This is a genomic window from Bradyrhizobium sp. BRP19, from assembly GCF_020194195.1.
GTDB lineage: Bacteria > Pseudomonadota > Alphaproteobacteria > Rhizobiales > Xanthobacteraceae > Bradyrhizobium > Bradyrhizobium yuanmingense.
Genome location: NZ_JADYVZ010000012.1, coordinates 1 through 20,907, shown reverse-complemented (window position 1 = coordinate 20,907; position 20,907 = coordinate 1). Strand labels below are relative to the sequence as shown.

General features: G+C 55.9%; 16 protein-coding genes and 1 pseudogene. 11 read left to right on the top strand and 6 right to left on the bottom strand.

Annotation, left to right across the window (positions count from 1 at the left end; translation table 11 throughout):
• The first annotated feature begins 63 nt into the window (after nt 1–63).
• The 6 genes from I6F36_RS28295 (at nt 64) to I6F36_RS28270 (ending at nt 8,545) form a co-directional block, all read left to right on the top strand.
• Complete coding sequence (locus tag I6F36_RS28295) at nt 64–2,316, top strand: polysaccharide biosynthesis tyrosine autokinase (RefSeq protein WP_225172620.1); 2,253 nt, start codon at nt 64–66, stop codon at nt 2,314–2,316.
• A gap of 13 nt (nt 2,317–2,329) precedes the next feature.
• The gene (locus I6F36_RS28290) at nt 2,330–3,049 is read left to right on the top strand and encodes a hypothetical protein (RefSeq protein ID WP_225172619.1); all 720 of its coding nucleotides are present in this window, start codon (nt 2,330–2,332) and stop codon (nt 3,047–3,049) included.
• Nucleotides 3,050–3,439: 390 nt separating this feature from the next.
• On the top strand, nt 3,440–4,615 hold the full coding sequence (locus I6F36_RS28285; RefSeq protein WP_225172618.1) for a glycosyltransferase: 1,176 nt from the start codon (nt 3,440–3,442) through the stop codon (nt 4,613–4,615).
• Complete coding sequence (locus I6F36_RS28280; protein WP_225172617.1) at nt 4,612–5,517, top strand: glycosyltransferase family 2 protein; 906 nt, start codon at nt 4,612–4,614, stop codon at nt 5,515–5,517. The genes I6F36_RS28285 and I6F36_RS28280 overlap by 4 nt, the downstream gene beginning before the upstream one ends.
• A gap of 237 nt (nt 5,518–5,754) precedes the next feature.
• Complete coding sequence (locus I6F36_RS28275) at nt 5,755–7,005, top strand: hypothetical protein (protein ID WP_225172616.1); 1,251 nt, start codon at nt 5,755–5,757, stop codon at nt 7,003–7,005.
• A 61-nt stretch (nt 7,006–7,066) separates the two neighbouring features.
• Nucleotides 7,067–8,545, top strand: a complete 1,479-nt coding sequence (locus I6F36_RS28270) for a hypothetical protein (protein WP_225172615.1) — start codon at nt 7,067–7,069, stop codon at nt 8,543–8,545.
• Here I6F36_RS28270 and I6F36_RS28265 read toward each other — a convergent pair.
• The 5 genes from I6F36_RS28265 to I6F36_RS28245 all read right to left on the bottom strand — a co-directional run bounded on the left by I6F36_RS28265 (nt 8,526) and on the right by I6F36_RS28245 (nt 14,396).
• Nucleotides 8,526–9,128 (bottom strand): glycosyltransferase, encoded by a 603-nt coding sequence (locus tag I6F36_RS28265; RefSeq protein WP_225172614.1) that lies wholly within the window; start codon nt 9,126–9,128, stop codon nt 8,526–8,528. The two genes, I6F36_RS28270 and I6F36_RS28265, sit on opposite strands and share 20 nt — an antisense overlap.
• A gap of 443 nt (nt 9,129–9,571) precedes the next feature.
• Entirely contained in the window at nt 9,572–10,885 is a 1,314-nt protein-coding gene (locus tag I6F36_RS28260) for a lipopolysaccharide biosynthesis protein (RefSeq protein WP_225172613.1), read from the bottom strand.
• The gene (locus tag I6F36_RS28255; RefSeq protein ID WP_346656679.1) at nt 10,882–12,039 is read right to left on the bottom strand and encodes a glycosyltransferase family 4 protein; all 1,158 of its coding nucleotides are present in this window, start codon (nt 12,037–12,039) and stop codon (nt 10,882–10,884) included. The genes I6F36_RS28260 and I6F36_RS28255 overlap by 4 nt, the downstream gene beginning before the upstream one ends.
• Nucleotides 12,040–12,061: 22 nt before the next feature.
• Nucleotides 12,062–12,826 (bottom strand): class I SAM-dependent methyltransferase, encoded by a 765-nt coding sequence (locus I6F36_RS28250; protein WP_225172611.1) that lies wholly within the window; start codon nt 12,824–12,826, stop codon nt 12,062–12,064.
• A gap of 70 nt (nt 12,827–12,896) precedes the next feature.
• Nucleotides 12,897–14,396, bottom strand: coding sequence for an undecaprenyl-phosphate glucose phosphotransferase (locus I6F36_RS28245; protein ID WP_225172610.1), 1,500 nt, complete (start codon nt 14,394–14,396; stop codon nt 12,897–12,899).
• 262 nt (nt 14,397–14,658) lie between these two features.
• Between I6F36_RS28245 and I6F36_RS28240 the strand changes: the two genes are divergently transcribed.
• The 4 genes from I6F36_RS28240 (at nt 14,659) to I6F36_RS28225 (ending at nt 18,772) form a co-directional block, all read left to right on the top strand.
• The gene (locus I6F36_RS28240; protein ID WP_225172609.1) at nt 14,659–15,648 is read left to right on the top strand and encodes an ABC transporter substrate-binding protein; all 990 of its coding nucleotides are present in this window, start codon (nt 14,659–14,661) and stop codon (nt 15,646–15,648) included.
• A gap of 220 nt (nt 15,649–15,868) precedes the next feature.
• On the top strand, nt 15,869–16,141 hold the full coding sequence (locus tag I6F36_RS28235; RefSeq protein ID WP_225172608.1) for a hypothetical protein: 273 nt from the start codon (nt 15,869–15,871) through the stop codon (nt 16,139–16,141).
• Between the two features lie 291 nt (nt 16,142–16,432).
• Complete coding sequence (locus I6F36_RS28230; protein WP_225172671.1) at nt 16,433–17,407, top strand: GDP-L-fucose synthase; 975 nt, start codon at nt 16,433–16,435, stop codon at nt 17,405–17,407.
• Nucleotides 17,408–17,464: 57 nt separating this feature from the next.
• The gene (locus I6F36_RS28225; protein WP_225172607.1) at nt 17,465–18,772 is read left to right on the top strand and encodes a WcaI family glycosyltransferase; all 1,308 of its coding nucleotides are present in this window, start codon (nt 17,465–17,467) and stop codon (nt 18,770–18,772) included.
• Nucleotides 18,773–18,868: 96 nt separating this feature from the next.
• Here the strand turns inward: I6F36_RS28225 and gmd are convergent, their stop codons facing one another.
• A complete protein-coding gene (gmd, locus tag I6F36_RS28220; RefSeq protein WP_057026198.1) occupies nt 18,869–19,960 on the bottom strand; it encodes a GDP-mannose 4,6-dehydratase in 1,092 nt (363 codons plus the stop codon).
• 221 nt (nt 19,961–20,181) lie between these two features.
• Here gmd and I6F36_RS28215 point away from each other — a divergent pair.
• Nucleotides 20,182–20,907, top strand: a pseudogene (locus I6F36_RS28215) (mannose-1-phosphate guanylyltransferase); the annotation flags it as partial.

The following is a 20,907-nucleotide window of genomic DNA, read 5'->3' as shown; positions in this document are numbered from 1 at the left end:
AAGCCTCCACACAAACCTTCATCCCTAAAAAGCAGATCGCGGATTGATTTCAGGAATCGATAAATGTTGCAGGTGAACAAGCCGACCTCGGAGATCAACCGTGATTTCGCCGAGGCCGACGGCTCTCCGTCGCAGACGCTGACCTCCTACCTCGACATCGTCCGCCGCCAGTTCCCAACCATGGTCGCGATCGTCTCGGCCTGCGTGATCCTGGCGCTACTCTATCTCTTCACCGCCGCGCCGCTGTTCACCTCCACCGCCTCGATGGTGATCGACACCCGCAAGGTGCAGCTGTTCCAGCAGCAATCCGTGCTCGGCGACATCTCTATAGACTCCGCGACGGTGGAAACCCAGGTCGAGATCCTTAAGTCCGAGAACATCAGCCTCGCGGTAATTCGCGACCTGAACCTGATCGATGATCCTGAATTCACTGGTAGCGGCGGTGGGCCGCTAGGGACATTGATCGGAGCTCTCTCCGGCCTGTTTGCCGAGGGACGTGTTTCTTCCGAATTCGAGCAAACACGCAAGGCGTTGGATCGTTTCGAGAAAGCTCGTACCATCAAACGTCTCGGCCTAACCTATGTGATGGAGATTGGATTTACCTCTAAAGATCCGGCGAAGGCTGCGAAGATCGCCAACGCGATCGCCGATGCCTACATCGTCGACCAGCTCGAGGCCAAGTACCAGGCCACGCGCCGCGCCAGCGTCTGGCTGCAGGACCGCATCAAGGAGCTGCGCACACAGGCTTCTGGCGCACAGAAGGCGGTGGTGGATTTCAAGATCGCCAATAACATCGTTGATAGCGGTGGCCGTTTGATGAACGAGCAGCAGCTCGCCGAGGTCAACAGCCAGCTGGTGATGGCGCATGCGGCCACCGCCGAGGCCAAGGCGCGGATGGACCGCATCAACGACATCCTCAAGCAGGAGATTCCGGACGCCAGTGTCGCCGACGCTTTGAAAAACGACACCATCGTCAAACTGCGTGGCCAATATGTCGACATGGCCTCCAAGGAATCGATCTGGGCGATGAAATACGGCTCGGATCACTTGGCCGCGGTCAACCTTCGCCGGCAGATGGCCGAGATCAAGAAGAACATCATTGACGAGCTGAAGCGCATCCAGGAATCTTACAAGAGCGATTATGATATCGCCCAGACGCGCGAAGAGGCGATCAAGTCGAGCCTTGCCAACGTAGTCTCGGAATCGCAGCTTACAAACCAGGCCCAGGTGCAGCTCCGTGAACTCGAGAGCAACGCGCAGAGCTACCAGGCAATGTATGACAACTTTCTGCAGCGCTACATGGAGAGCGTGCAGCAGCAGTCGTTTCCGATCACCGAAGCGCGCGTGATCAGCGCAGCGACCACGCCGCTGAGGAAGAGTTCCCCAAGATCGATGCTCTTCCTTGTTGGTGCACTGGTCGGCGGATTGTTGCTAAGCTTCGGCGTCGCCTTGGCACGCGAGGTCTCCGACAGGGTATTCCGCACCACTTCGCAGGTGGAGGAGCAACTTGGCGCAAACTGCATCGCCATATTGCCCGCTCTCCATGGCAATGCGTCTGCAAGTCTTTCCGCAAGGTTTAGAAAAGGGAAGGCTGAGCCGGAGCCGGATTTGTTGCGCTATGTGGTTGACAACCCGCTCTCCCGCTTTGCCGAAGCAGTGCGCTCGCTGAAGGTGGCGGTCGATCTCAACGCCATTGTGCGCGAGAACCGCGTGTTGGCGGTAACCTCAACCTTGCCGAATGAGGGCAAGAGCACACTCTCGACCAATCTCGCGCAGCTCATGGCGCACTCGGGCGCCAAAGTAATCCTTGTTGATGCCGATTTGCGTAATCCCTCGCTGTCTCGAGCGCTGAGGCCGGACGCAAAGGTGGGACTTGTAGACATGGTCGCGCAGAAGGTTCAGCTTGAGGACGCGGTAAGCATCGACCCGCATACCGGACTTGCAGTTCTGCCCGCCGGTACCACCTCGAAGCTGCTGCATACGAACGAAATACTTGCATCCAAGGCGATGCACGCGGTGATAAGCATGCTGCGCAGCAGATATGATTACGTCGTGCTGGATATGCCTCCGATGGCACCCGTGGTGGACGTGCGCGTCACGTCTCCGTTTGTCGATTCCTACGTGTTCGTGGTGGAATGGGGCAAGACCAAGATCGACGTGGTGCGGCACAATTTGCGCAACGCCCCGGAAATCCAAGACAAGCTGCTCGGGATCGTACTAAACAAGGCGGACACTAGGCTGCTCGCCCGTTACGAATCTTATCACGGCCGTTACTATTATCAGAAATATTACGCCCGCTACGGATATGTGGAGTAACCCGCGGCCCGCATTGCTTTTGCTTGGCCTCGCCGCGCTCTGGTGGTCGGGCGGCGTCCTTCCGATCTTCCGTTCCGCTGCGCCCGTCCGGGAGATCACCGAGGCCATAATAAGCGGTCAACGTTTCCGGCCGGGCGTGCTTGATGAAGCGCTAACGCGAATGCAGCGCGATCCGCCGCCATTAGTTATGCGGGCCGCAATCATCCGAGCCGCGGCGCTCGTCGAACTCAGCGTTGCTGAGGGAGCCTCGGAACGCAAATCGGCAGAGGAGGCAGACCAAGAGATAGTTGCCGCAGGGGACAGGGTGCGCACTTCACTTGCAACGAACCCGGCGGATTCGTTTCTCTGGCTCATGATCTACTCGCTAAAGGCTATGAGCCAGGGGTTTTCTATCGAGAATATACGCTATCTAGTCCAGTCTTACGCGACCGGACCACGAGAGGGCTGGATTGCGCTTCGGCGCAGCCGAATGGCGCTGTCCGTTTTTCCAATGCTTTCGCCAGCAGCTCAGCAACGCGTCGTTTCCGAGTTCGTCGACCTAGTCAATTCAGAGTTCGTCGAGGCTGCTGCCAGTAACTTGACAACCGTCGGATGGCCCCAAAGGGAACGACTGTTAAATGCTTTGCAGGTTGTACACCTTGCCGCAAAGAGGGGTCTTCGAAAGCGACTCTTTGCAGATGGGATCATAGTTCAGATTCCAGGCGTCGATTTAGAGGAGAGGCCGTGGCACTGAGATCGTCCCATAAGGTCTTGCTATGTGCGGTGTCATGCGTTTTCACTGTTGGAACCGCCTATTCGCAATCCAATCAATCCAACACGAGGTTGACAGTTCAGGGCCCTGCTGAGCAGTCGACGCTGCCGATCATTCGGGACGGATACGGGCGTCCATGTGTGGATATCGAAGCCGCGGCACGTGCTCAGGCCGTCAACCCACAGATGATGGATCACGTCATTAGTCTTAAGAACAACTGCCCGCGCGTCATTCGTGCAAAGGTTTGCTATTTCAGTTCTGACCGATGCAACGATGTGACTCTCAATGCCTACAAGAGAGTCGATACAATCTTGGGCACAATGCGTAGTGTCACCTTCTTCAGGTATTCAATTGTCCAGAAGTAGTTTTCCAATGAATATCGTCCACGTTATTCCGTCTCTCTCGCCATTGCATGGAGGCCCCACGTTCGTTGCAATGCAACTTTCGAAAGCGTTGGCGAGTCGCGGCCACCAAGTGTCACTTGTTACGACTGATCGGGCAGGTGTGCCAAGTTTGGGAGAACTTAGCCAAGTTTCGGTGAAGGTGTTGCGCGAAACGTTTTCGCCCTACGCCTACGCTCCCGAAATGTCGAAGGAACTGGCGTCGCTGATACCTAGCGCTGATGTAGTTCATATCCATGGGCTCTATCTGCACCCGACCGTTAAAGCCGCGCAGTTGGCACATAAATTTGAGGTTCCTTATATCATCCGGCCAGCTGGCGCTTTGGATCCTTATCATTTAGGCCGCAAAGCGTTGAAGAAGGCGGTTTTCGATCACCTAGTACACAATAAAATTTTGCGGAATGCTTCCGCGTTCCATTTTACTACCGAGATTGAGAAGGAGATTTCGCAGCCGCGAACGTACGGTAATCGCGGTTTCGTTGTTCCGAATGGATTGGATATTGCGCAGATCGAGCACCGCGCGCAACGAGGCCGGTTTCGTCAGAGCTTGGGTGAAGCCACCAAGAGCAAGCGATTGATCCTGTTTCTCGGGCGGATCAACTACAAGAAGGGCTTCGAAATTCTAATTCCAGCCTTCGCTCGTGTGAATCAAATCGTTCCCAATCTCCATCTTGTTATCGCGGGCAATGATGACGGTCATCTGCCGATGGTCAATGCACTGATCGAAGCAAACAACATATCTGCCAATTGTACGATCACCGGATTTTTGGACTCGCCCGAAAAATTCGAGGCGATGGCTGATGCCGAGATTTTCGTCTTACCGTCGTATTCGGAGAATTTTGCAAACGCACTCTTTGAGGCGATGGCCTGCGGCGCCCCATCGGTAATTTCAAATCAGGTCAACAGCTGGCCGGAAATTGCTGCGGCCGAAGCCGCGTTCGTTATTGATACAACGGTGGACGATCTTGCAGCGGCTCTTCGAGAACTGCTTACAAGTTCAAGCCGCCGAGCTGAGCTTTCGCAGCGAGCTAGGGACTTCTGTCGCTTGCACTATGACTGGTCCATGATCGCCCACAAGCTCGAGCTTGAATACCGTGCGGTCTTGACAGAGCGCGGCCAACCAGACCCCAAGAGACTGTCCGCATGACTGTGTCAGTGACTGCAATAGTATTGACGCACAATGAACAAATGCACATTGAGCGCTGCATTTTCAGCCTCAAGCCGTATGTCAGTCGGATCGTTGTGGTTGACTCGGGGTCGACTGATGCGACTGTGGATATTGCAGTGGGATGTGGAGCAGAGATTTTCTCTCATCCGTTTAAGAACTACGCAACTCAATTCAACTGGGCCCTAGAGAACTGTACGATCAACACCGACTGGGTCATGCGGATTGACGCGGACGAATATATCGACGTGGAGTTAGGCAACCAGATGGTGTCTCAACTTTCGGCCGTCAGCTCGGAGATCACCGGATTTGTAGTGGAGCGGAAGGTTGTCTTTCTCGGTAGGATGATTCGATTTGGAGGCGGCGTTTCACCCCAGTTTGTCTTGAAGATCTGGAGAACAAACAAGGGAGCCGTAGAGAACAGATGGATGGACGAACATACGGTCTTGTTTGAAGGCTGCGCTCGGAAACTATCGGGACTATTGGTCGATGACAATCTTAAGGGTTTGAGTTTTTGGGTGGACAAGCACAATCGATACTCTAGTCGGGAGATGATAGATGCGTTGAACTCCGAGTTTGGATTCTTTGAGGAGCCCGCGTCTGTTAATCTTTCGACGCAAGCGAAGATCACGCGAGTTGCAAAGAAGTCTGTCTACGCTCGTATGCCGCTCTACTATCGTGCGGTCTTCTATTTCCTTTACAGATACTTTTTCCGACTTGGATTTCTCGATGGAAAGGCTGGATTGGTGTTTCATCTGATGCAGGGGCTTTGGTATCGCCTTCTTGTGGACGTCAGGATCTCCGAAGCGCGCCACTTCATCGACGTAAACGGCCTGCCCGCATTCAAGTCCATGTTGGACGAGCGTCACGGCATCAAAATCTGAATGGTGAGAGACTGGGGCGGCCATTCTGCGATGACGCGAAGTCAAATCTCAGCAGCATGCTTAACGCTAGTATCCCTTTTGGCCCTGGCGCAACTAGCGTTGGGCTGCAGTGTCGCAGTTCTAACGCTTTGCTTAGTAAGTGTGGCTGTGTGTCTTGTGCCTGCCGCTATCTACAAATTCGATTTGTATGGTGTGTTGAACGTCCTTTTGGGAGTCCGGTACGTTGTATTTCCTCTCTTGGCAAAGACTTTCTACCTGCAAGCGCTTGATGAGAATCTCGTCTATCCGTTCGAGGCGTACTTTCTGACCCTTTGCATTCTTTCGGCGGAAACGGTTGTTATCTTCGTGGTTCGGTTCTTTGACCGAGGGAAGTCCCTCGTATCCTTAGGAAAAGGCTCGTCAGGTATTCTTTCCGTAAAGAATCTGACGCTCGGCTTGGGCGTCGTCGCTTACATTGGTTTGGCTGCGGTGAAGCCGACCTCGGCCCAGACTGCTGGAACCGGCTTCTTCGTGCTCTTTTCGGCGCTAGCTAAGATATTCGTGCTCGGCCTCGTTATGCAAACCAGGGATGGAGCGAAGCACTTTGGAACGAATGGCTTCATTACAGTCGGACTTGTCGCAGCGATCGGCTTTGAGTTCATAGTCAGCCTTGTACTTAACTATCGCGAGGGACTCCTTTCAGCCCTTATAGGGGTTGTACTGGCGGCCTACTATTGCCGAGCAATCAGGCCGAGACATGTGATCGTTAGCGTTCTCTTTGTATCTTTGTTTGGACTTCTGATCTCGCCAATTACGCTGTATCTCAGAGTCAAAAAAGAGAACGTGCCCATCGCAGAGTTCGCAGAGTTGGCGTTGGCGACGACCGCAAGGGCCATTGTCGATCCCGAGTTCTTACAGTCTTTATCAAGCTACAATGACAGCAGGCTTAAACGGGACAATATCACAGGATACGACTATTACAGGTTGCAATCCAGATCAAATGTATTGAATCGATTGTCTTACGTTGCGCTCGTTGATTGGGCTTACGCCGGAATGGCTGGGCGTTCCCCGCTTGGCATACGCGTTTTTGAGGAGAGTCTCCAGCGCGTCACACCGTCGTTTATCTGGCAGGACAAGAAAGCCATGAATTACGGTATTGGAGATTTCATAGCCTGGAATACTGGTCAGCTTCCGATGGGCAATGCAGCTTTCTTGAACTATAGCTTAGCAATGGAGGGGTTCGCATCTTACGGATTCGCGGGGCTTGTGGCTTATCCATTCTTATTTATGTTTCCTCTGCTGTTTGCACTTTCTCGGATATCGAGTTTTCGAAATATCTCCGTTGTAAGTGTGTTCTTCTTCGCAATCTATCAGCATAGTTTCGTTGAATCGACGACAGAGGTAATTCTGGCGGAGTTGACTCGAACGATCCCGTTTTTCTTTCTTATTCTGCTTGTGCTTCAGAACTTTCGGTCGACTAGTTCGATTGCCGTGTCGCGCCACGGCTAGGTGGTCATCTTCGCGATCTCGTTCTGCTTCGAGGTGCTCAACCTCATAAGGAGATTGTCCCGTGCTTGCAATGCGAGGCCTCAATAGCTTCGGTCGGAGGGGAGGCCTTCTGCTCGGAGTGCTGTTATTCGGGCTTCAGTCGACTCCTGGAATTGAAGCTGCGGAGCCCGGCGCAACGTTCAGCCGGAGCATCCGCGAGTGGACGGTGTGTGATGGTAAGCAGGACGATCGAAGTGGTGTTGCGAAAGCTTTTGCGGAGGCAAAGAACCATGCCTTCACGCTCATTGTCGATTGCCCCGTCTACATTCACGTTGGAAGCGATATTTCTAGGCCGATCTTCGTCGAGGACGGCACAACCGTTCAATTCGGCACACATGGACGGTTTGTTACGGATAACGTGTTAATTCCCACCTGGGTCATTGCTAACAGCAGCGATATTGAGTTGCTCAACTGGCGTGTTGAGTATGTAGGACAGCTTCCAATTGACCCCGATACTAAGGGATACGTAATAAACGGGACCTTCGTGCCATCGCGCGGGAAGTATCAGCCAGCCGGCGCTTTTCACGATTTCGTCTTGACGCCGTGGCTAGCCGCAAACAGGGGTATTGTCTTCGATCGGTCCGACGGGCCCATCACCTCACCTTGGCCAGGGCCAACGGCAACGTCTGCCATTTTTTATGTGCTAGGCAGTTCAAGCTCGATCAAGATTCGAGGCATGAAGATGTTTGTGCCCAAGAGTGCTGATGGAAGTCGTTTTATCCCAGTGTGTTTCCTGACGACTGTTGGTTACAAGAATGGCCAACGAGTGAGTGCGGCGTTGCCTGTCGACGCAGATTCCGCAACTATGCCCAGCGATATCGAGGTGGCGGATCTGGAACTTGATGGCACGTACATGGGGTGGCTTGGAAATCTGAGAAACTCACATTTCAATAACATCAGGTCGTTTCGCTATGGGGATCTCCAGGATTCGTTGGGTGGAAGCGTAGGCGGATTGGGCAAATGGTTTGCTCCGCCTCACTTGTTCTATATCACTACGCCGAAGTTCAAAGATCTGCGCAACACGAAGCTGGAGATTCGCAATGTACACGATTGGGGTCTACGTAGCGGAGTCGCAAGAGACCAAGACAAAGCAAGCTTGAGTGGTAATGCGTTGTCGCTAAAGATTAGCGCGGCTGATTCTCGCGTTGAAAACTACATATCTTACAGACCAGATGGACTTCTTGATCTTCTTCCGAGCGAACGACTTGTAATGGTCGGACTGATGGGCTCATACGACTCGTCATTCTTGCACGGCATTTATCCGGCGGTCCGTTTTCCAGTTGGTCCTTATCACGATGTCACGTTTGAAGACGTTGAGATCGAAGATAGAGCGCGCGGGCCTACGATCGGACCGATCGGAGATATCTTAGATGCGAATAGTACGAACGTGTCTTTGAGAAAGGTGAGAGCCGTGCTCCACGCGCCAGCTCCGAATGCGCAGAGGCAGCCGCGCTTCTTAGGTAAAGATCATTCAGCTATGATCAACATACTGTCCGACTAATGTTCGAACTGACGACTATGTCGCCAATCTGCCGTAGGACCGATGCAATCAGGTTTTCGTTGAAGTGGCCGTTTCGTAAAGCTCTTGCATTGCCCGCTTTCGAGATACGGCGGAGCCTTTCTTGATCTGCGAGGAGATCGAGACACGTGCTCGCACATTCGTCGGCATCGTCCCAGAAAACTGCTTCTTCTCCTTCCGAGTACATTGCCAGGTGTTCAGCAGTTCGTTCAGCGCATAGCAACGTTCCGATCGCCGGAATCTCAATTGATCGTGTCGTGTGTAGGTCCTGATTTCCCTTTGAAAGCAGGCCGATGGCGATGGATGTGCATTGAATTGCTTTGACATACTCTTCCGACGACAAACTTCCCAATCTCACGTGATCCTTCAAAAGCGGAAATTCAGGAGCCTTCTCCCACCGCGGCCCAAAGATTGTTAAGGGCACCCCTCTGTCGATGAGGCGCAGTAGGAACGCACCTCGCTCTGGCATCCAAGTCCCGACGAAGCTAGCATGAGAAAAAAATCTAAACTTGTCTTCCTCGGAGAGCGGCGTTGCGCGATGAGCAATTTCGTCAGCTGCAAACATTACTCGAAAGACGCGCTGGGCTCCCGCCCTGTACGCTGCGTCAACGCTGGATTCGCGAGGGGTGACAACCAAATCATATTCTGAGACGGCTTGTAGGAATAGACGCCACCGAAATCCATCTCGTGGAACGTATGGGTTGTCCTGGCAGTAATTCACAATGGGTGCGCCCATGCGCTTCAGAGCGCGAACAAGGGAGGGGCTACAAAGGTCTCCATGATCGACCCATACTAGATCGAAATTGATAGTCGAGGCGCGCTCATAGACGTATCGGTGGACGATGCCGCCTAAGCCCAGATAGCCCGTCTTAAAGCCCCATCTCTTGAGACTGGCCGGAAGGGCACGGTGAGGGTCGATCTCGGTTACAAGGTGTCCCAAACGCTTCATTGCGAGAGCACGGTGATGTGACGTCCCCGTGCTCGCACCGATATATAGTATCTTCATACTTAGCGTACGATCTCCCGCCAAAAATGCTTTTTCCCGTCGATAGTGATCACAGCAAGCATCGCAGTATGGGCGCAAAGCAATGACATGCCAACGGCATTGAGCCCAAAGGTACGCAAGGTAACTGCTATTGCAGCCAAGCAAATGAAGCTGATCGAAAGATAGGCATAGGACAGGACGATGTGCCTGTTGATTGCCAAGACCGGTATTGCCATTGACGTCCACGTCATCTCGGCCGCGGCCGCCAGAATCATCAAGAAGAACCACGGATATCCGGCCTGGACGACACCTTTTGTCCAGAACTCAAGTATTTGTTCTCCAAAGCTAAAAAGAACAACAACATAACTCACGACCATAGCAGCAGTCGTGAGAAGATGCCATTTAAAGGTGGTCCAGAGAAGCGTCTTCTCGGTTGAGAAGAGGCGCGTGTATTCGGGAATGATAGTGGCGTTTATCAAGTTCGCGCCAGTTGTTCCTAGCCGTACAAGAGTTCTGCATGTGGAGAACGTGACGATTGACTGAGGATTGGCCAAGCTGCCAAGGAGAATAACAGGCCCTTGAATCAGGACGATCTGAGCAAACGACTGAGCGACGAAAGCAAAGGAGGGTGCTGCAAGACGACGGATCTCTGAGAGCTTTACCTGCCGAAACCCGAGTCGTAGCCAAGGGGCAATTGAACGTAGCCTCGCCCACACGAAGACGACTACGACGGTGCGGCATAAGAAGATCGCTAATGCTGCAGTTGGAAGATCATTGCTTTGCGTTGCGGCAACGAGGGTGGCCATACCCTCCGCCAACCGCGACGAAGCATTCCATGCGACCTCCTCCGCGGGCCGACCACTAGCTCGCAAGCCTGCGGCGAACAAGAGCAGATACTGATTCGACAGCACGTTCCCTGATAAGAGCAGAAGAACTTGTCTTGCTACGTCTCCACTGATCTCCCCAACCGAGAACACGTGCTTCCAATTTGCTGGTGATACGACCACGAGCAGAGCTACTATAACTATGGCGACTACTGCATTGAGCAAAGCGAATGTGCTCTGATATATGCAAGCGGCCCTGGTGCGATCACCGGCCGCTGTGCTTGCAGTCAAATCGTTCTTGGCCGACAAGGTGAAACCAAAGTCAGCGAAGACTAGGTAGGCGGGCACTGCGGAGAGCAAGAGCCACACACCGTACTTTTCCAGACCCCAATAGTGCAGAAGGACAGGAACGAGGGCCAGCTGAATGGTGACGGTAACTATCTGGTTATAAACTTGCGCGCCAAACGTACGCGCAAGTTGCTTTCTCAGCCAAGCGGCTCCGGTTCTGCTCATAGGGTAGAGCTATTCTTCTCGATCGACGAGCTGCTGCCATCGCAGAGCAAATCGTCTATGATCGCATTCAGATTGGCTTGGAAAGAGTCATTCAGATACTTGGTTTCGACTTTTCGTCTTCCGTTTTCGCCAAATCTGCCTGCTAGCTCAGTGTTCGTGAGCAGTTCGTAGAGTCGATCGGCAATGACCTGTGTATCGCGATGATCTACTACAAATCCGTCGGCGCAATCGGATACCACCTCCTTTGCTGCCCCGAATGAGCTACAGAGAACGGGCAGTAACCGCAACCAAGCCTCGAGATATACGATTCCAAAACCTTCCTTCGCGGAGGGGAGCGCGAAAACGGAGGCGCGTTGATAAGCCATCGAGAGCTCGGAGTCGCTCAAACGGCCGAGAAACTTGACGCTACCCCTGATACGTAGATCGTCCGCTAGCTGCTCCAACTCGCGACGCAGCGCGCCATCGCCCACTATCTCATATCGCACATCCGGCAAGCGATCCTTCAGCACCGCAACCGCTCTAAGCATTTGATCGATATTCTTAGGGCGATCGCCTAAGCTTAGCCGGGACACAGTAAGAACGATGGGTGTGCTTTTGGAACGAGGGCTAGATGGCCTCTCAATTTCGTCAACCGCGTTTGGAAGGATGATAAACTTGGTAGTGTGTACGCCAAACTCCTTTGACATAACTTCAGCAGTATATTGGCTTACTGACGCAATTCGATTGACCGCGTGTAGGAGGAGACGCTCGTACCATCGTTTTTTGCGACGGCCAGGCTGATTCCAAACCTCGTCCCCATGCACGAAGAGAAGTATCGGTGTCCTCCAGCGCAAAAATCTCACCAGCGCTGCGATAGGAAGAAGATTCACATGTCCGACAATCACCGCGTCGGCTCCGAGCGCCGCCGTCACGCTCGCCCACATGAACTTAACTCGGTTTCGATGACTTCGAATGTTCGCATTGAGATGTTCGGGGAGGGCATCGCCGTCCCGCAGGAGGCGCACCTGTAGCGGAAGGTCACGACCCGAACGTGCGCGCGATGCTAGGTTTGTAATGACGCGCTGATTGAAGTTTTGCATCCCGCCTACTAGCGAATAGGTTTCGAGCGCGCAAAAAAAGATCTGCGTCGTCTTTCTTGGCCTAGGACAGCTCATCGTAGCCAGAAGCTTACTTGTCTCAAATTCTTACTCCGAGCCGTCCCAAGACCCTGGTAGCGAGCACCTTCGGGCCTTGCTTTAACATCAGGCGGGCACTAATCGCCTCCATGGTTGCTATCCCGAGGTACTGGCGCGGATGGACAAAGGCGAGATTGTGTGATCGCGAGTAGATATCCGCAATTGTTGATCGTAGCTTAGATGCTAAAGCAGGGTGCCTCCCGGACTTAATGAATAGAAACGTGTTCTGTATGTAGAAGGGCGCAATCTTGTCGTCGTTCCAGCAGGTCGCACGAACAAAGTCGAAGCACTCATAGCCCTGGCCCACAAATTTTGAGATCCAATAGCTAGGCCACTGCTCGTTAACGTGGTGCGTGCCGCCCTGCATCGGGATCGCAGCTCCAAATACAACGACATCAGCATGCGAGACGAGCGTCTGCACTATGGTATCGGCGAAACGTTGATCGAGGTGTTCGGCAACTTCGAGTGATAACGCAAGATCGAAGGTCCTGTTCAGGTTTAGAGGTTGAGTAAGATCATGCTTGAGGAACTTGTCAGGAGGAATGAGAAGCTCGCTATTCTTGACCCACGGGCCGTCGACCGCTCTGCACTCGGGAATGCCTAGTTCTATGGCGGTCTTGGTCCAGCTGCCTGTTCCAGACCCGATCTCAATCCACGATTTCGGTTGAACTGCCTCAAATATCCTTGGAAGCATCGCCTCGGCGCTACGCTTCGAGACGTTAGAGATGCCGTCGTAGTATCCGGCCGAGTAAAACAGGCTTTTCATTTCAATGCTCCAATGGCGCAGCCCCAGTCACTGGAAGCCACACTGATACGTCGGATTTTGAGATTGATGCTTAATATGCAGAGGTTTGTAGCACGCCCATCGTCGCTGTTTGCAAGATGATCCTCACATCCAACCACAAGCTCCAATTATTGATGTACCACAGATCACACTCCACGCGCTTCTGCATCAGGTCGAGCGTGCGGGTTTCTCCGCGATAACCATTAACCTGGGCCCAGCCGGTGATGCCGGGCTTGACGTGGTGGCGGAAGGCGTAGTTGCCGATGATCTGCTCATATTCGGTGTTGTGGGCGGCCGCGTGCGGGCGGGGGCCGACCAGTGACATGTCGCCCTTGAGCACGTTGAGGAGCTGCGGCAGCTCGTCGATCGAGGTCTTGCGCAGCCATTTGCCGATTGGCGTGACGCGCGGGTCGTTCTTCTCAGCCTGCCTGATCGTCGGGCCGTCCTCGAGCACGCGCATGGTGCGGAACTTGAAGATCCTGAACGCGCGCCCGCCGAAACCGTGGCGGGTCTGACGGAAGAACACCGGCCCCGGCGAGGTCAGCTTGATCAGGAGCGCGGTCACCAGCATCACCGGCGCGAACACGAACAGCGCAAGGCTGGCGCCGGCAAGGTCCAGCGCGCGCTTGAGCGCGCGTTCGCGCCACGTGAGCGGGGCGCGGCGCAGCTCGGCGGTGAAGGTGTTGCCGGTGCCGACAAGCGGATAGCGCAGGAAGCGCGCCGTGTTGGGGTCCGGCACCAGATGCACGGGGAGGGGGAGGATCTTCAGCACGTCCAGAATGCTGTCGATCGCATGCTGCCGGCTCCAGTTGATCAAGAGGAAGACGTGCTCGATCCGCTGCTCGCGCGCGTAATTGATCAGCTCCTCGAAGCGCGGCGCCAGCGAGGACAGCAGCAGCGGCGAAGCCAGCTCCTTGGCCGGGATCTCCATTACGCGCATCAGGCGGTAGCCGTGCTGGCCGAGGTCCTCGACCGTGTTGGACGAGGTCGCAAGGCCGAACTCGGCGATCAGAAGCGCCCGTCCGTTGGCGAAGGCGCCGGTGCGCAAGGCATGCGCGGTCCAGCGCGCCGCCACGATCTTCCAGGCGAGCAGGGCGGCAAGGCCGACCAGGTAGAACGAGATCGTGGTGCCGCGCGAGAACTCGTCGCTGACCTTCATCGTGAAGGCGATCGCCAGCAGCGCGCCGAACAGGCCCGTCCACGTCGTCAGCGTCATCCGGAACGTGCGGGGCAGGTGGGTGACCGTCTTGAGGCGATAGCCCTGCTGCACGATGGTCAGCAGGACGAAGTTGATGGCCACCAGCACGCTTGCCGCCGCATAGACGTCCGCCTTGCCGAGCGTGCCCGCGGTGACGACGTGATAGCCGACCGCGCAGCCGATGCCGCTGACCACGATCAGCGCCGCATCCACCACCGCCAGCAGCCGTTCGACCACCACAGGTCGCAACCAGCTCGGCGCAAAGCCTGTAGATGCCGACGCAACCGGCTCGACCAGCCGGATTTCCGTCGCAGAATCAGCGACAGGCACCGGCCGAGTGGAAAGAATTGTCATCCTGCCAAACCCATTGACGCAAAATTCATTAGCCCGAACAAGCCGTGCTATCGGGCAAAATCGCTGTTAGAACAAGGCGAAGGAAAAATTAACCTTACCCCACAAGCGTGCATTGTAGCTCATCTCGCCTCGACTGATATGTTAAATTTCACAACCCGTTAGGAAGTCCTCGTTGCCTCGCACCCAGTCCCGGCGGCGATCCCGCTCGAGCGGGAAGCGCTACCTCGCCATTGGCCTTGCGGCCGTCGCTTTGGTGGGACTTGTGCTTCTCCTTCTGCGCCCCGATGCGGCGCCGATCCGAGCTCCAACAGCGTCCAGGCCCGTCGCCATCAAGCTCCTCCTTGATGGGCCGTATGGCGCGCGGTTTGCCGGGGAACTCGCCGCATCGAGGCAGGGATATTTCTCCTCCCGCATCGAGGTGTCGGCGCAGCCCGGTCCCGACTTCGTCCAAACCATTGCACGCCAACATGCCATCGGCGTGACGAGCGGCCAGAACTTCCTGCTGGCGAGCTGGCGCGGCGTCCCCGTGACTGCGTTTGCTGCAAGCTTCCTCGACACCTCTGTCGCGATCTTCACGCTCGAAAGCTCCGCCTTGCGGCGGCCGGCCGATCTGGTCGGAAAGCGGGTCGGATACCGCAGGGCGAGTGAGGGAGACGTCGTCTTCGATGCCATGATGGCGCAGCTCGGGCTTCCCCGAAGCCAGATCACCAAGGTGCCGGACCGCGACAGCTTCGAAGCCCTGCGGGCCGGGGAGGTGGATTCGATCATCGCCGCCATCGACGAGCAGCCGGATCCCACCAGCTCGACCTTCGTGAAGCTGAACGTCATCAAACCGCAAGACTACGGTATCCATGTTCCTGGCCTAGTCTACTTCGCGAGCAATAGTCTCGTCCATGAACAGCCATCTATGATTGCCGATGTCCTTCAGGGCCTCATTCGAGGATGGCAATTCACCTACGCGGACTATGCACGGAGCGTGCCCGTTCTTACGGGTACCGGACCGGCTGGCCTGAACCCTGAGCGGCTAAAATTCGAGCTGCAGCAGCAGCGCCCACTGGTGCTGCCGACGGGTGGCCGCATCGGCGACTACGACGAAAGCCGCTGGCGGACGCTTCGGGATATCCTTCTCTTCGCCAAGCTGGGCGAGGAAGACGTGCCTTTGGCTCAAACGGTCAGCTACCAGTTTTTGCGGGATGTGTACCGCCGTTCACCCGACCTCGCGGCTCCAGGCGCGTGGAGCCAGGACAAATAGGACCAAAAATAGGACCAAGAAGCCACACTTGCGCGCTATATCGTCCCAAAAGGCCCTCGGCCGCCCCGGCATCGGTTGCATTTTCGTCGGTGGCCTTGGTAAAGTTCGGTTCACTATTTGGGCTAGTTGCGGAGTGGCTTTACGGACGGTGACGTTGGTCGGCTGGGGTCTGGCAAGCGCGGGTCGGGGTTCAAATCCGCAGGGGCGAGGAGCTTTTTAGATGTTCAAGACGTTGATGCGAGCAGGTCTTTTGACTGCAACCGTTACCTTCTGCGCAGCGAGCGGAGCGAACGCCGCAATGCAGATGCCCGCGCCGGCCGCCCTGCTCACAGGCGAGAGCCAGGTGACGCCCGCTACGTTCTGGGCGCAGCCGTATCCCTACCGGTATGTGCCGCGGCGCCATTGTCCGTTGGTGCGGGTCGAGACACCCTATGGCTGGTACATGGATCGCGTTTGCGCGCCGGTCGGTCCGGTCCTGCGTCGGGCGTACTGAGATCGAAATAAACCGAGCGGCGGCTGCCGCCTGTCTCCGATCGTTTTCAAGGCAGTCGCACAATTAATGCGGCTGCCTTGCTTGTTTTTGTTTCATTGTGTGCTGATCATTTCTGCGCGCAGCGCAGGTTCACCATGAATATCTTTGTCGGGCCGGGGCAGGCTGTCGCATGGTGAAGATTGTGTTAGCAGTTCGGCGGGGCTGCATCTGCAGCGTGATTGCGTAAAGCGACCGGTCGCCGGATCTCGCCAGGTGGTGCGATCCAGCCAAACGATGCTGATAGAGGGTACGATGACAGGGGCTTTAACCTACGATCTCACGGCCAAACGTGTCTTCGTTGCGGGTCACCGCGGCATGGTGGGATCAGCTGTCGTCCGCCGGCTTGCATCGGAGAACTGCACCGTGCTCACGGCTGATCGGCGCGAGCTGGACCTGACGAAGGAAGAACCCACGCTCAAATGGCTCGAGGCCAATCGCCCGGACGTCGTGGTTCATGCCGCTGCAAAGGTCGGCGGTATCGCAGCCAACAACAATTTCCCGGTCGACTTTCTCTGCGACAACCTCGCGCTGGAATTGAGCGTGATCCGCGCAAGTCACGCGGTTGGTGTGCAGCGCCTGCTGTTCCTCGGCTCGTCCTGCATCTATCCAAAGCACGCCAAGCAGCCGATGGCCGAATGCGAATTGTTGACAGGACCGCTCGAACCCACCAACGAGTGGTATGCGATCGCCAAGATTGCCGGCCTCAAGATGTGCCAGGCGTATCGTCGGCAATATGGCGACGATTTCATCTCGGTAATGCCGACCAATCTCTACGGCCGCGGTGACAATTATCATCCGGACCATAGTCATGTGCCGGCCGCATTGATCCGACGTTTCCACGAAGCCAAGCTCGCCAATGCACCCAGCGTTTCGGTGTGGGGCACCGGCACGCCGCTGCGCGAATTCCTCAATGTCGATGATTTTGCGGATGCCTGCGTTTTCCTTCTGAAGAACTATTCGAGTGACCAGCCCATCAATGTCGGCACGGGCGACGAACTGTCGATTGCCGAATTCGCGACCACAGTCGCGGAGGTGGTGGGCTACGGGGGCAAGCTCGCGTTCGATACATCCAAGCCTGACGGAACGCCACGCAAGTTGCTGGATAGCTCGAGAATCCGAGCACTTGGTTGGCAGCCGAAAGTTGCCCTGCGGACAGGCCTTGCAGCTGCCTACGCAGATTATCTTCATGGCTACGGGCGTCATCTGGAAGTCGGCGCAACGCGCTGAGTAGACTAGTTAGATTGCTTATTTTTTTATTCTGAAGTTTGAATTGGGGCGGGCTTCATGCGTGTTCTCTTGGTCGGCATCAATTATGCCCCCGATCTGATCGGTGTGGCGAAATACAACGCCGAGCTCTGCGAAAGTCTGGTCGCCGAAGGCCATGAAGTCAGAGTGATTACGGCGCCTCCCTATTACCCCGCCTGGAAAATCCCACCTGCATTCAATTCCTCGTACTTCAGATCGAGAGATGTTGACGGAGTTCGAGTAACGCGTACGCCGATTTATGTGCCCGGACATCCCTCTGGCGTCAGACGGCTAGTCCATCACGCTTCATTCGCGCTCACGAGCTCGGCCCCGGTTCTTCTTGAGGCGCTGTCCTGGCGGCCCGACGTCATGATCGCTGTCGCACCTTCGCTGATGTCGGCAGCCTTCGTCTCGTTCGTCGCTCGTCGCGTCGGCGCCAAATCATGGCTTCACGTGCAGGATTTCGAGGTGGATGCGGCGTTCGATCTTGGTTTGCTGCGCAATCCTTCTCTGCGAAAATGGATGCTTCGAATCGAAGCGGCGATCCTCAAATCGTTCGACAACGTTTCAACCATCTCTCAAGCGATGGTAGAGCGGTTGAGGATCAAGGGATTGCGGCCCGACAAAACCGCGGAAGTGAGGAACTGGATCGACACGACTGCGATTTGCCCGGGGCCTCGAGCGACCAAATACCGTCAACAACTGAACCTAGCTGAGAGCGATATCGTTGGACTTTATTCCGGCACGATGTCCAACAAGCAGGGTCTTGAGCTCGTGATCGAGGCCGCGATTGGCCTGGAGCGAAGTCATCCGCATATCCACTTCATCCTTGCAGGCGAAGGGCCTCACAAGATGAGGCTCGAGCAGCTTGCAGCCGGACATCGCAATATCCACTTTCTCGGGCTCCAGCCCAATGACAGCTTCAATCAATTGATGGCCACGGCCGATTTCCATCTGATTCCGCAGAAGGCCGAGGCCGCCGATCTTGTGTTGCCCTCGAAGCTCGGCGCGATCTTCGCATCCGCTCGGCCGGTCATTGCGATGGCCGAAGAAGGCACCGGGCTCGCGGCGGAAGTCACGAACGCGGGCCTCGTGATTCCGCCAGGAGATTCGTCGGCTCTCGAAATCGCAATTTGCCAGCTCAGCGACGCGCCCACCCTGCGTGAGCATTACGGCGAAGAAGGAAGAAGGCGAGCTCTTGATCGCTGGGATCGACGCACGATCGTCCACAGGTGGTCGGAGGCCATGACAGGGCAGGGCAATGCGACAGGGCAGACGAGTGCCAGCCCGGCGGGCGCTGCCAACGATATTGGGCTTCCTGTGGGGGATGCCGTTCGGTCGCCCTGAGGCATTCGACAGAGTTGGATACGGTCCGAAAAGAATGAGCGCCGCAATGGGCGCTCATTTGCTTGCTTAAGTTGCTTGATAGCCGATCTACGAGAACTACTCGTGGCGCGGATAATATCTAAACCCGTGCTGCTTGATGAGCTCGTCGCGCTTTGCGGACCCGAGATCTTCCTTCATCATTTCTCGAACCAGGCTTTCGAACGACGTCTTGGGCTCCCAGCCAAGTTTCTGCTTGGCCTTTGACGGGTCACCAAGAAGCGTCGCCACCTCAGTTGGGCGGAAATAGCGGGGATCGACCGAAACGACGCACTTGCCGGTCTTGGCGTCATATCCCTTTTCTTCGACGCCGCTTCCATCCCAGCGGATCGTCATACCGACTTCGTTGGCAGCGACATTGACAAAATCTCGGACCGAATGTTGCACGCCAGTAGCGATCACGAAATCCTCGGGCTTGTCCTGCTGCAGCATCAGCCATTGCATTTCGACGTAGTCGCGCGCGTGTCCCCAATCGCGCAAGGCATCCAGATTACCCAGATAGAGCCTTTCCTGCAGCCCCAAATGGATGCGCGCCAAAGCACGCGTGATCTTTCTGGTCACGAAGGTCTCGCCGCGGACCGGAGATTCGTGGTTGAAGAGGATGCCGTTGCAGGCATACATCCCATAGGCTTCGCGGTAATTGACCGTAATCCAGTAGGCATACAGCTTGGCGACCGCGTATGGTGAACGCGGATAGAACGGCGTGGTCTCCTTCTGCGGGATCTCCTGGACCAATCCGTAAAGCTCGGATGTTGACGCTTGATAGAAGCGCGCCTTCCTCTCCAGGCCGGTAATACGCATGGCCTCGAGGATGCGCAGGGTGCCGAGACCGTCGGAATTGGCTGTGTATTCGGGCTCTTCGAACGAAACGGCAACGTGGCTCTGCGCCGCAAGATTATAGATTTCGTCTGGCTGCACTTGGCCAACGATCCGGATCAGGCTCGAGGAATCCGTCAGATCGCCGTAGTGAAGCCGGAAGGGCGGATCGGGCTCGTGCGGATCGAGATAAAGATGATCAATGCGGTCCGTATTGAAGAGGGAGGTCCGGCGCTTGATGCCGTGGACCTCGTATCCCTTCTGCAGAAGAAGTTCGGCCAAATAGGCGCCGTCCTGCCCGGTGACGCCGGTAATAAGTGCTCGTTTCTTTGTCATAATAATCTCAAGGTTCGGTAGGCCGTTCGTACTCGAAAACGAAGAGAATAGGGAGATGGGCTGGGTCAAAAAAGCAAGCTTAGATTAACAGCGTTGAGGTCTGCGCAATAGGCAACAGAGTCCTGCTGAGGCTATTTCGAATTTGTATTCCCAACGGTGAAATTCTGGCTTTATGAATGTTGTACGATTTGTGAATTGAATTTGGCCTGGAGCTTCAGATTTTGGACAAACGCATAATCCCCCTGATCATGTGCGGCGGTGCCGGCACGCGGCTGTGGCCCGCTTCGCGCGAGGTTCGGCCCAAGCAGTTCCTGCCGCTGTTCGGCACGCGCTCGACGTTCCAGGACACGCTGCTGCGCGTGTCCGAACCCTCCCTGTTCGACCGGCCGATCGTCATCACCAACGCCTCCTAACGCTTCATGGTGCTGGAGCAGCTCGCCGAGATCGGCATCGAGGCCGACGTGATCCTCGAGCCGATGCGGCGCGATTCCGGCCCTGCCATCGCGGCCAGCGCGGTGTTCGCGCAGAACCGCGCCAGCGAGGCGATCGTGCTCGCGCTCGCCGCCGATCACGTCGTGCAGAATAATGCCGCCTGTCGCGAGGGCCTCACCGCCGCGAATGCCGGGCGCATCGTCACTTTCGGCGTCAAGCCGGAGCGGCCGGCGACCGAATACGGCTACATCAATCCGGGCGAGGTGATCGCGGGTGAGGTGCAGGCGGTTGCGCGCTTCGTCGAGAAGCCGGATGCGGTGAAGGCCTCCGACTACGTCAATTCGGGCTATCTCTGGAACAGCGGCAACTTCATGTTCCCGGCGAGCGCGCTGCTCGACGAATATCGCAGGGTCGATGCGGCAAGCGTCGAGGCCGTCACCAATGCCGTCAACAATGCCGGCCGCGATCTCGGCTTCGTCACGCTGGAGCCCGAGGCGTTCGGCGCGGCCAAGGCG